The 11,455-nt window shown below is 60.7% G+C and carries 8 protein-coding genes and 1 pseudogene; 1 reads left to right on the top strand and 8 read right to left on the bottom strand.

Annotated features, from left to right (window positions below; genetic code table 11):
• Positions 1-41: 41 nt before the first annotated feature.
• From ACIQV9_RS06335 to ACIQV9_RS06300, 8 genes and pseudogenes are all read right to left on the bottom strand, one after another.
• Entirely contained in the window at positions 42-1,607 is a 1,566-nt protein-coding gene (locus tag ACIQV9_RS06335) for a flagellar hook-associated protein 3 (RefSeq protein ID WP_403099372.1), read from the bottom strand.
• A gap of 13 nt (positions 1,608-1,620) precedes the next feature.
• Positions 1,621-3,687, bottom strand: coding sequence for a flagellar hook-associated protein FlgK (flgK, locus tag ACIQV9_RS06330; protein ID WP_403099369.1), 2,067 nt, complete (start codon positions 3,685-3,687; stop codon positions 1,621-1,623).
• A 23-nt stretch (positions 3,688-3,710) separates the two neighbouring features.
• On the bottom strand, positions 3,711-5,006 hold the full coding sequence (flgJ, locus tag ACIQV9_RS06325; protein ID WP_403099366.1) for a flagellar assembly peptidoglycan hydrolase FlgJ: 1,296 nt from the start codon (positions 5,004-5,006) through the stop codon (positions 3,711-3,713).
• 11 nt (positions 5,007-5,017) lie between these two features.
• Positions 5,018-6,106: a flagellar basal body P-ring protein FlgI gene (locus tag ACIQV9_RS06320; RefSeq protein WP_403099574.1), complete on the bottom strand. Its 1,089-nt coding sequence runs from the start codon at positions 6,104-6,106 to the stop codon at positions 5,018-5,020.
• 27 nt (positions 6,107-6,133) lie between these two features.
• On the bottom strand, positions 6,134-6,829 hold the full coding sequence (gene flgH, locus ACIQV9_RS06315) for a flagellar basal body L-ring protein FlgH (RefSeq protein ID WP_403099363.1): 696 nt from the start codon (positions 6,827-6,829) through the stop codon (positions 6,134-6,136).
• Between the two features lie 51 nt (positions 6,830-6,880).
• Positions 6,881-7,666, bottom strand: a complete 786-nt coding sequence (gene flgG, locus ACIQV9_RS06310; protein WP_219097700.1) for a flagellar basal-body rod protein FlgG — start codon at positions 7,664-7,666, stop codon at positions 6,881-6,883.
• A 54-nt stretch (positions 7,667-7,720) separates the two neighbouring features.
• A pseudogene (locus ACIQV9_RS06305) lies at positions 7,721-8,452 on the bottom strand (flagellar basal body rod protein FlgF); the annotation flags it as partial.
• Positions 8,453-8,766: 314 nt separating this feature from the next.
• Positions 8,767-10,329: a sigma-54-dependent transcriptional regulator gene (locus ACIQV9_RS06300; RefSeq protein ID WP_109628548.1), complete on the bottom strand. Its 1,563-nt coding sequence runs from the start codon at positions 10,327-10,329 to the stop codon at positions 8,767-8,769.
• A gap of 280 nt (positions 10,330-10,609) precedes the next feature.
• Here ACIQV9_RS06300 and phhA point away from each other — a divergent pair, with 280 nt between their 5' ends.
• Complete coding sequence (phhA, locus tag ACIQV9_RS06295) at positions 10,610-11,398, top strand: phenylalanine 4-monooxygenase (protein ID WP_010457022.1); 789 nt, start codon at positions 10,610-10,612, stop codon at positions 11,396-11,398.
• Positions 11,399-11,455 lie beyond the last annotated feature (57 nt).

The following is an 11,455-nucleotide window of genomic DNA, read 5'->3' as shown; positions in this document are numbered from 1 at the left end:
CCGCTTAGGAAAAGACGGTTGGCAGCTCGACAGGCACAGGTTCAGATCTTGTTGAACAAGCCCAGTTGAGCAATCTTGCTGAAGGCGAGTTGCGACGCTTGCAACATGGTTTGTTGCAACGTCAGGCGAGTCATCACGGCGGCCGGATCGGAATCGCGGATCGCCGACTGGGTCTGGGTGTTGGCCAGGACCAGGCTCTGGTTGGTATCGCTCTGGGTATCCAGGGCCGAACCGCGACCGCCCACCGAACTCAATGCACTGGACAACTGATCGCTGCCGCTCGCCAGGTTGCCGATACCCGAAGCGAGGGAAGCTTGCAGCTTCTGGGTCAGGATCGGATCGCCATTGGTTGGCGTGTTCAGCGCAGACTTCAACTGGCTCACGGTGTCCAGAATGTTCTGGGTTTCGTGTGTGTTGACGGCCACGCTGAACTGATCGCCTGCCGCTGGTGCACCGGCCAGGTTGAAGCTCACGCCCGAGGCAGTGGCAACGCCCGCCACCACGGTACCGGAAGATACCGGCTTGCTATCGGCCGTCAGCGGTGCCGCGTACAAATCGAACGCGGTGGCGCTGGTGAATTTCATCACCGCCGAGCCGGTCGGGAAACTCGCGTGGTAAGCCGCCGGGTTGGTGATGCTGCTGCCGGTCACTTGAGTCGCTGACGGGTTGCCCGGGCTGCGGGTTGCCGTGAAGGTGTCAGGCTTGGCCGCCAGGGTAAAACTGTGGCCCGGCAATACGGTAGCCGCGTTATCGCCGGCCGCCAGGTTGATGTTCAGGGTCAGCTCGACACCGCGGAAAGACACGCCTTGGCCGGCTTTGGTAGTCGGGTCGAACGCACCGCCCTGACTGGCCTCGGCGGTCACGTCGTTACCGCCCGAGTCGGTGATTTTCAACTGGGTACCACTGACAAAGTCGACGGTGTAGGGTTCGCCCGCACGGAATTTGCTGTTGTAGGTCACGCTCGACGACACCTGGCCGTTGGACAGGACCACGCGACCGTCATCCACGGCCGGCGCGGTCATGGTGACCTGGCTGCGGCTGGTGTTGATCGCCTGCTGGAACACTTCCCAACCGGTGCTGTTGGTCGCCATCGACATGGTGTCGCCGATCGCCAGGTCAAGGGTCACCTGGTCACCGTTGTAGCTGTAGGTGCCATCGCTGTTGCGCGAGAACGGCGCGGTGTCGCCCTTGGAACCGGCGAAGATGTACTTGCCGTTCTCGTCCTTGCTGTTCATCAGGCTCAGCAACTGCTCTTCGATCTGACCCAGCTCTTTGGCGTTGGCCTGACGGTCGGCGTCGGTGTAGCCGCCGCTGCCGGCACCCACGGCCAGTTCCTGGGCGCGCTGCAGCACGTTGTTGATGCTGGTCATCACCGCTTCGGTCTGACCCAGGGTCGCCTTGAGGGTGTTGGTGTTGGCCTTGTACTGATCGAGCATCGAAGCCTGTTGGCCCAATTGCAGCAGGCGCGAGGCACCGACCGGATCATCGGCGGCGGTGTTGACGCGAACCAGGCTGCTGGCCTCTTCGCTGCTTTTGACCACGTTGGCGAAGTTCTTCTGGTAGTTCGCAGCAGAGGACTCGTAAAACTGGGCGGTAGAAATGCGCATGGGCTACGACTCCTTAAAGACTGTTGATCAGTGTGCTGAAGATTTCCTGCGCAGCCTTGATGATCTGCGAAGAGGCGGTGTAGTACTGCTGATATTTGACCAGGTTGCCGGTTTCCTCATCGAGGTCGACACCGGACAACGAGTCGCGAGCACCTTTGGCGTTGGCCAGGATGGCGCCGGTTGCGGCACTGTCGAGCTTGCCCTGAGCGGCTTTGGCGCCCACGCCTTCGACCAGTTTGCCGTAGGCGTCAGTCAGGGAAATGCCTTTGCTGGCGCTCCCGGTATCGACGACCTGCTTGGTTTGCAAACCGGCCAGTGCGGTGCCGTTGCGGTTGTCCATGGTGCCTGGCTGCGCGACGTTGATGTCGATCGCGCTGCCATTACCTGGCGAACCGGCCACGGTCATGTCGAAGGTCGCGGTACGCTGCACGGCGGGCGGGCCCGGATCCATGATCGGCGCACCCAACGCATCATTGAGTGGCACACTCAGGCTCAAGGTGTTGTTCTGGTTTGGTTTGATAGTGCCACTGCTGATCATGACGCCCTTGGCATCCAGCAATTGGTAAGTCTGGCTGGTGCCACCGGCACTGGTCGCACCGAACACCACCTTGACTGGCATCGAAGTCTTGATGCCGTTCTGGATCGCCGTGGTGGTGGCGGCATCGTAAATATCAAACTTAGTGGTCAGGGTCGGTTGACCGCTGGCCGGAATCGTCAAGGTGCCGCTGCCGCCCGGCACAATAGCCGCGCTCAACGGTGCCGCGATGGCCAGACGCTTGCTGTCGGTCATCTCGGTCTTGATGTTCGCCGCCGCGTTGCGGGTCGGGGTGATCTTGAACGTGTCGCCCGCCGCGGCGGTGCCGCCGGAAAGCGTCAGCGCGAAACCATCAATCACCGGCGGCGGCGTGGTCAGGGTGCTGAAAGCGCCCATCGACGTGCCATCCGGCAGACGCGACACGGTGTAGTTGGTGCCGCTGGTGAAGGTGACCTTGTAATCGTTGATGGTCAGCTTGCCGCTGTCTTCGATGCTCACATCGAAGTTACCCGAGCCGGCGCTGTTGCCGACCGTAGCAACGCTGCGCTGGGCCATCTGCGCAGCACTGTTGATGCTGTTGAACAGGTTCGAGCCGAACGCACCGTTCTTGTCGATGCCCTGGGCCTGAAGGCTGTTCATCTGATCGGCGACAACCAGGGCCACGCGGCCCAGTTCGTTCATGGCCGGGTCCAGTACGGTGCTGCGATAACGCAGCAGGCCGCCCATTTCACCACCGGTCATCACCGAGGTGATGTCGACGGTGGTGCCGTTGCGATTGAGCTGAATGCCCAAGCGCGAAGGATCGTTCAGGCTGGGTGCCACGGACAGGGTGCTGGCGGTGCCGCCGATGACCAGCGGCTGGCCGCTGCCCAGGTAGACGTCGAGGTTACCGTCACGCTCGATGACCTGCGCACCGGTGAAGGTGGAGAGCTGACGCACGGTTTCGTTACGCGCATCGAGCAGCTCGTTCGGCATGCCGCCGGCCTTGGAAACCTCAGAGATTTTCTGGTTCAACTGCGCCACGGTGGCGGCGAGTTTGTTGACCTGATCGGCCATGTTCGTCAGGTTGCCGTTGATACTCGCGTTTTGCTGGGTCAACTGGCTGGACACTGAGTTGAAACGATTGCTCAAGGCCTGGGCATCGCTGAGCAGCAGTTGACGCGACGCGTCGTCACCCGGCTTGGCGTTGACGTTCTGCACCGAGGCGAAGAACTTGGTCAGGGCGCCATTGAGGCCGGTGCCGCTGTCCGAGAGCAAGGCGTCGAGCGGGCTGACCTGCCCGGCGTAGGCGGCCGCATCGCTGTTGAGCGAGGTGGTGGTCTGCAATTGCGCATCGAGGTAGCTGTTGTAGACGCGGCGCACATCGGCCAGGGTCGTACCGGTGCCGATGTAGACATTGCCGAACTGATTCGAGGCTTTGGTGCCCTGCACGGTTTGCTGGCGTGAGTAACCGGCGGTGTCGGCGTTGGCAATGTTATTGCCGGTAGTCATCAACGAGGATTGGCCAGCGGCCAGACCCGACATCCCGATATTGAGCAAACTCATGGTTCAGACCTTATGCCTTGTGCCTATAGAGGCGTAGTGGAAGCGCCCGCCGCAGCGTAGTTTTGGTAACTCGTCATCTGCTTGGCTATCTGCGAAATCTTGCTTGCGTAGGCCGGGTCGGTTGCATACCCGGCTTTCTGCAGTTCGCGTACAAACTGTTCTGGGTTATCGGCAGACTTCAGAACATCTTGATAGCGATTATTGGTTTGCAGCAAAGTCACCAGGTCATGGAAGCTGTCTTTGTACGAGTCGTAGGAACGGAACTCCGCCGTCTCCTTGACCATCTCGCCATTCCTGAATTCGCTGGTGATCGCTCGCGCCGATTCACCCTTCCAACTGCTGCTGGCCTTGATGCCGAACAGGTTGTGACTGCTGCTGCCATCCTGGGCTCGCATGACCGATTTGCCCCAACCGGTTTCGAGGGCAGCCTGGGCCACCAGGTAACGCGGATCGACGCCGATACGATCGGCGGCTTCCTTGGCCATCGGTAGCATGGTGTTGACGAATTCGTCGGCGGAGCTGAAGGCTTTCTTCGGCGGCGCCAATGGAATCTGCGCCATCGCGCGACCGTAAACCTGCAGACGTCCGCTCGATTTGTTTTCGGTTTGCGAGGCCAGCCAATCGCCATTGAATAGCGGGCCGGCACCGGTCACAACCGGAGTCGCGGCGCGTTCAGGCAGCAAGGTTTTGTTCGGGGTTGTAGCGGCGGTCGTTGCAGAAGGCACCAGACCGGCGAGCAAGCGATCGGCCAGTTTCGGCGGCAAGGCCAGGCGGCGCTGATTGATCAGTTCCATGTCATTGTGATGCGTGCCCTCGCCTGTCGGCGCTTTCACCGAACGCGAAGCCCACAACGGACGCTGACCATTGAGCCGCGACAGCGGACCATCGGTGGCCACGGTGCCCGCAGCAATCGGTGTTGGCACGGCCGCTTTCGCCGCCTCCTGCTTGGCGGCGGACAAGGCCGCAGCCTCCCCCGGGGCCAACGGTTTGTTCTTCGACATTTGCCGCATCAGCACGTCTGCCAGACCAATACCGCCGCCTTCGCGGGACATGGAAACGGCCAACTGCTGGTCGTACATTTCCTGGTATTGCTTTGCCGCCGGAGTGTTGAGCGGGTTGTCCTTGCCCAGCGCTTCGGTGGCCGAGCGCATGGACTTGAGCATTTCACCGAGGAACAGCGACTCGAATTCCTGCGCCACCTTGCGCATGTTCGCGTCACTGTCCTTGTCGCCGACCTTGAGCTGGTTCAAGCGATTCAAGTCCGAATAGGACCCCGAATCGTTGCTGCTCACACCCAGACCGCCCTTGCGCATATCCATAGTCGCTGTCCTCAGATCACGATCAGGTCGGCTTGCAACGCGCCGGCCTGCTTCAGTGCTTCGAGGATCGCCATCAAGTCACCCGGTGCCGCGCCGACCTGGTTCACCGCACGCACGATTTCGTCGAGGGTGGTGCCCGGGCCGAACTTGAACATTGGCTTGGCTTCTTGCTGGGCGTTGACCCGCGAGCGCGGCACGACGGCAGTCTGGCCATTGGACAGAGGGCCGGGCTGGCTGACGATCGGGTCTTCGGTGATGGTCACCGTCAGGCTGCCGTGAGTCACAGCGGCTGGCGATACCTTGACGTTCTGGCCGATCACGATGGTGCCGGTGCGCGAGTTGATGATGACTTTCGCCACCGCCTGACCCGGGTCGACTTCGAGGTTCTCGAGGATCGACAGATAGTCGACGCGCTGACTTGGATCGAGCGGCGCACTGACCCGAATCGAACCGCCGTCGATTGCCTGGGCCACGCCAGGGCCGAGCATGTTGTTGATCTTGTCGACGATGCGCTTGGCAGTGGTGAAGTCCGAACGGTTGAGGTTCAGGGTCAGGCTGTTGCCCTGGTTGAAACCGCTCGGCACCGAACGCTCCACCGACGCACCGCCCGGAATACGACCGGCCGACGGAACGTTGACGGTGATCTTCGAACCGTCGCGACCTTCAGCATCAAAACCGCCAACCACCAGGTTGCCCTGAGCAATCGCATAGACGTTGCCGTCGATACCTTTGAGTGGCGTCAGCAGCAAGGTGCCGCCGCGCAGGCTCTTGGAGTTACCGATAGATGCAACGGTGATGTCGACCTGCTGACCCGGCTTGGCGAACGCCGGCAGATCAGCACTGATCGACACGGCGGCGACGTTCTTCAACTGCACGTTGCCCGAACCCGGCGGCACCTTGATGCCGAACTGCGAGAGCATGTTGTTGAAGGTCTGCAGGGTGAACGGGGTTTGCGTCGTCTGGTCGCCGGTGCCGTTAAGCCCGACCACCAGGCCGTAACCGATCAATTGGTTGGAACGAACGCCGGAAATACTGGCGATATCCTTCAGCCGCTCGGCTTGCGCGTTGAACGCAGCCGAGAGCATCAGGGCGGCCACCATCAAATGCTTGAAATTCAACGTAGCCACCTAGAAAGGGAACAGCGGGCTGAGGAAGAAACGGTCGAACCAGCCTGGCTGACTCGCATCGGCAAACGCACCGGTGCCCGAGTAGGTGATGCGTGCATCGGCGACGCGGGTCGACGACACGGTGTTGTCAGTGGCGATGTCATCGGAGCGCACCATGCCGGCAATCCGCACCAGCTCATCACCGGTGTTGAGCGTCAGCCACTTCTCGCCACGCACGGCGATGATGCCGTTGGGCAGCACGTCAGCGACAGTCACGGTGATCGAGCCGGTCAGGCTGTTGCTCTGCCCGGACTTGCTGTCGCCCTTGGTTGCGCGGTCGCCTTCGTAGCCGACGTCCAGGCTCAGACTACCGCTGCCCACTGGATCGCTGGTGCTCAGGCCACCGCCGAAAAACGAGCTCAGGCCGATGTCGGTCTTGCTGTTCTTGTCAATTTGCGAGTTGGCGTTCTTGCTGGCCTGGGTGCGTTCGTTCAGGGTGATGGTGATGATGTCACCGACCCGGAACGCCTTGCGGTCGCTGTACAGGTTCTGTTCAAAACCGGCCTGGTAGATCGAGCCGTTATTGGCGGCAGCCGGCAGCGGCGTGCGCGGCAACACCGGGGCGTAGTAAGGGTCATTGGGCTTGGGCGGCGGAGCGACGCAGCCCGCGAGCACGACGACCCCACTCAGTGCCAGAACAGATACAAAGCGATTCATGACCCTACCTCACGGTGTTGCAGGCGACCTCATGGTCGCCTCATAGACTGATTACAGATTCTGCGTTACGAACGAGAGCATCTGGTCGGCGGTGGAGATCACCTTGGAGTTCATCTCGTAAGCGCGCTGAGTGGTGATCATGTTGACCATCTCTTCAACGGTGCTGACGTTGGACGTTTCCAGGGTGTTCTGCAGCGTGGTACCGAAACCGTTCAGGCCCGGGGTGCCGATTTGCGGCGCGCCGCTGGCAGCGGTTTCCAGGAACAGGTTGTTCCCCACGGCTTGCAGACCGGCCGGGTTGATGAAGTCAGCGGTTTGCAGGTTGCCGATCACCTGGTTGGCCGGGTTACCCGGAACGGTGATGGACACGGTGCCGTCGCGACCGACCGTGAAGGTCTGCGCGTCGTTCGGAATGACGATGGCCGGCTCCAGGGCGAAGCCGCTGGCGTTGACGATCTGGCCATTGGAGTCGAGGTGGAACGTACCGTCACGAGTGTAAGACGTGGTGCCGTCCGGCTGCAGGATCTGGAAGAAACCGCGACCGTCGACGGCCAGGTCCAGCGGCTGCTCGGTGGTTTGCAGGCTGCCGGCGGTGAAGTTTTTCTGGGTGCCGACGATGCGCACACCGGTACCCACTTGCAGACCCGACGGCAGTTCGCTGTCCTGGGTCGACTGGGCGCCTGGCTGGCGTTTGATCTGATAGAGCAAGTCCTGGAACTCGGCGCGGTCACGTTTGAAACCCGTGGTCGACACGTTCGCCAGGTTGTTGGAAATGGTCGTCAGGTTGGTGTCCTGGGCGGACAGACCTGTTTTGGCAACCCATAGAGCCGGAAGCATTCGAGGCTCCTCGTGCGCCGGTGTTAGGGCGCGCCGTTGTGAGTCGTAGCGGGGCTGCAAGACCCGAGCCATGGCCTGGTCATCGTCTTTGGCGGTGTTCATCATCTTGATGTGCAGCTCGAACTGCTTCGACAAAGCCAGCACCGAGGTCATCTCTTCCACGGCGTTGACGTTGCTCGACTCAAGGAACCCGGACACCAGTTTGACGCCCGCATCGGCTTGCGCCGGCTTGCCGTCCTTGGTGTGGATCGAACCGTCCAGGCCTTTGGTCATGTTCTTCAGGTCAGGGTTGACCAGTTTGATGCGGTCGACTTCAGCCATCACGCGCGGGCCTTCGCCCATGGCGCGAATGCTGATGGTGCCGTCTTCGCCCACTTCAATTTGCTGCTCGGGCGGCACGGCGATCGGTCCGCCATTGCCCATCACCGGCATACCGTTGCCGGCACGCAGGACGCCCAGGGCGTCCACGTTCAGGCTGCCGGTGCGCACGTAGCTTTCAGCGCCATCGGGGGTCTGCACGGCGATCCAGCCATTGCCTTGCACGGCGACGTCGAGGTCGCGACCGGTTTCAACCAGCGAACCTGGCGAGAAGTCGGTGGCCGGACGCTCGGTCATGGCAAACGCACGCGCCGGAAAGCTGTCACCAAACACCGGCATCGAACGGGCCTGTTCCAGGTCCTTCTGAAAACCATTGGTGGAGATGTTTGCCAGGTTGTTGGCATGAGCCTTCTGCGCCAGTGCATTCTGGCTGGCGCCGGTCATTGCCACATAAAGGTACTTATCCACGCTCTTTCCTCTGCATGCCGGACGTTTGCCGCCCACCGCTGTACTGCTGAGCGATAAGCAATTTACAGACCAACTTTTTTCTGACGGCGCGAGGCCCGGCAAACAAAGGACTTGAGGGGTTTTGCGGGGATTGGGGGAATGTATCGGAGACGAAAAACCGGCGGTGTTATGCCGTTTGGTGGCAAGGATCAGCCTTGACCCTGATCGTTCCCACGCTCTGCGTGGGAATGCCTCAATGGAAGCTCTGCGTCCGCTTTGGGACGCGGAGCGTCCCGGGATGCATTCCCACGCGGAGCGTGGGAACGATCATGTACTTATGCGCCGGGTTCTTTGCCGACTTCATACTCGCGCAACTTGTTGGCAATGGTCGTATGCGAAACCCCCAACCGCTTGCCCAGCTGCCGACTGCTCGGGTGCTCGGAATACAACCGCTCCAGTACCGCTTTCTCAAAGCGCCCGACAATCGCATCCAGCCCACCCTCGAGGGAGAAATCGCCAAGCGGCTGACGCACGCCGTAATCCGGCAAGCGAATGTGCTCTGCCTTCACCGTCCCGCCCTCGCACAGGGAAACCGCTTGGAACAGCACGTTCTCCAACTGCCGGACATTGCCCGGCCAATGGTAATGACTGAGCCGCTCCATCGCCGCCGGCGCCAGTTTCGGCAGCGGGCAACCGATCTGCCGGCTGGCCTGATCGAGGAAGTGCTCCACCAGCGGCGTCAAACCGTCGAGGCATTCACGCAGCGGCGGTATGTGCAGCGACAGCACATTCAAGCGGTGATACAGATCCTGGCGAAACTCACCGCGCGCGCACAACTCAGACAAGTCCACCTGCGTCGCGCAGATCACCCGCACATCCAGATAGACCTCTTCATCACTGCCTACACGACGGAAGCATCCGTCCTGCAGGAAGCGCAGCAATTTCACCTGCAAGCGCGGGCTCATTTCCCCGACGCCATCGAGAAACAGCGTACCGCCCGCCGTCAGTTCCAGCAGCCCGAGCTTGCCTTCGGCCCGGGCCCCTTCGAAAGCACCGGGGCCATAACCGAACAACTCAGTCTCGGCCATCGATTCCGGCAGACCGGCGCAGTTGAGTGCCATCAAGGGTGACTGGCCGCGAGGGCTCGCCAAGTGACAGGCACGCGCCAACAATTCCTTACCGGTGCCGGTTTCGCCTTCTATCAATAGCGGCGCATCCAGCGGCGCCATGCGTCGGGCCTCGCGCACCACCGCCGCCATGACCTTGGAGCTTTGGAAGATGCTGTCGAACCCGCGCAGCTCCTGTTTGCGCACGTTATAGATGCGCTCGCCGACCCGATCCGCCCGGTGCAACGTCAACACCGCGCCGGCCATGGCTTCGCTGTCGTCATGCTCCGATTGCAGCGGCGCGATGTCGGCGAGAAACACATCACCCTTGACCTTGACCCGCAAGCCGTTGATCCGCGACTTGTTGGCGCGCACCAGTTCCGGCAGGTCGAAATCCTCGGCGTAACGCGACAACGGAATCCCCGGCACCTCATCGACCCGCACTCCCAGCAACTGCGCCGCCGCACGGTTGGCCGCGACGATGGAGCCGCCCATGTCGATCGACAGCACCGGAAACTCCAATGCGCCGAGCAAGGCATTGAGTTCCATGTGCCGACGCTCGCTGGGCATCAGCCCTACACGCTTGACGCCAAACACCCCGGCGATCGACTCGAATTTCGGACGCAACGCCTGGAACTGAATGTTGATCAGATTCGGGCAGTGCAGGTAGATCGCATTGCCATGCTCACCGCCGACCTCGCCGCGAGCAACGTTGATCCCGTACTCGACCAGCAAGTTGAGAATGTCGCGCAAGATGCCGATGCGGTTCTGGCAGTGGACTTTGATACGCATATAAAGGCCCGAAACTGGAGTGATCGAGGGCCTGAGCGAGGATTTTTCTGCGCAGGCGCAAACTTAGTCGTCAAGATTATGTGACACCTGTGCGCCGTTTCAAACCCGCAAATCTCAATAGCTGCGTGATAGGCGCCAAACCGTAACGAATACTTTACGAAAAACGACGATTTTTCCTACGCATGTCAGCGATCACCTGCTGCAACACCGCACGCCTTGGAGTATTTCTAAGTCCATAGCAGCACATAACAAGAACGAAATCCCCTAGCAGGAGAGCAGCATGAAGCAGACGCAATACGTGGCTCGCGAGCCCGATGCGCAAGGTTTTATCGACTACCCCGCTGAAGAACACGCGGTGTGGAACACGCTGATTACTCGTCAACTGAAAGTGATCGAGGGGCGTGCGTGCCAGGAATACCTGGACGGTATCGAAAAACTCGGTCTGCCCCACGACCGCATTCCTCAACTCGGCGAGATCAATAAAGTCCTCGGTGAAACCACCGGTTGGCAAGTCGCCCGCGTCCCGGCGCTGATCCCCTTCCAGACCTTTTTCGAATTGCTGGCCAATAAACAGTTTCCGGTGGCGACGTTTATTCGTACCCGCGAAGAGCTGGATTACCTGCAAGAGCCGGACATTTTCCACGAGATCTTTGGCCACTGTCCGCTGCTGACCAACCCCTGGTTTGCTGAATTTACCCACACTTACGGCAAACTCGGCCTACAGGCCACCAAGGAAGAACGCGTGTACCTGGCGCGTCTGTACTGGATGACCATCGAGTTCGGCCTGGTCGATACACCAGAAGGCCTGCGCATTTACGGCGGCGGCATTCTCTCCTCGCCGAAAGAAACCGTTTACTGCCTGTCGGACGAACCTGAACATCAGGCCTTCGATCCGCTGGAATGCATGCGCACGCCGTATCGCATCGACATCCTGCAACCGCTGTACTTTGTCCTGCCGAACCTCAAGCGTCTGTTTGATGTGGCGCATGAAGACATCATGGCCATGGTCAAGCAAGGCATGCAGCTCGGCTTGCACGCGCCTAAATTTCCGCCCAAAAAAGCCGCGTGATCCGCTGCTTTTAGAATCAAGTGAGCCTGTCAGGAACCGACGCTTTGGTTTAGCGTG

This window comes from Pseudomonas sp. NPDC099000 (genome assembly GCF_044759925.1).
In the GTDB taxonomy this organism is placed as follows: Bacteria; Pseudomonadota; Gammaproteobacteria; order Pseudomonadales; family Pseudomonadaceae; genus Aquipseudomonas.
Note: the sequence above shows the minus strand (reverse complement) of the source record. Positions and strands in the feature narration are given on the sequence as shown.

Excerpts from the sequence above, each read along its gene's own strand:
- ACIQV9_RS06335 (WP_403099372.1), bottom strand. The coding sequence starts at position 1,607 with ATGCGCATTTCTACCGCCCAGTTTTACGAGTCCTCTGCTGCGAACTAC.
- flgK (WP_403099369.1), bottom strand. The coding sequence starts at position 3,687 with ATGAGTTTGCTCAATATCGGGATGTCGGGTCTGGCCGCTGGCCAATCC.
- flgJ (WP_403099366.1), bottom strand. The coding sequence starts at position 5,006 with ATGGATATGCGCAAGGGCGGTCTGGGTGTGAGCAGCAACGATTCGGGG.
- ACIQV9_RS06320 (WP_403099574.1), bottom strand. The coding sequence starts at position 6,106 with ATGGTGGCCGCCCTGATGCTCTCGGCTGCGTTCAACGCGCAAGCCGAG.
- flgH (WP_403099363.1), bottom strand. The coding sequence starts at position 6,829 with ATGAATCGCTTTGTATCTGTTCTGGCACTGAGTGGGGTCGTCGTGCTC.
- flgG (WP_219097700.1), bottom strand. The coding sequence starts at position 7,666 with ATGCTTCCGGCTCTATGGGTTGCCAAAACAGGTCTGTCCGCCCAGGAC.
- ACIQV9_RS06300 (WP_109628548.1), bottom strand. The coding sequence starts at position 10,329 with ATGCGTATCAAAGTCCACTGCCAGAACCGCATCGGCATCTTGCGCGAC.
- phhA (WP_010457022.1), top strand. The coding sequence starts at position 10,610 with ATGAAGCAGACGCAATACGTGGCTCGCGAGCCCGATGCGCAAGGTTTT.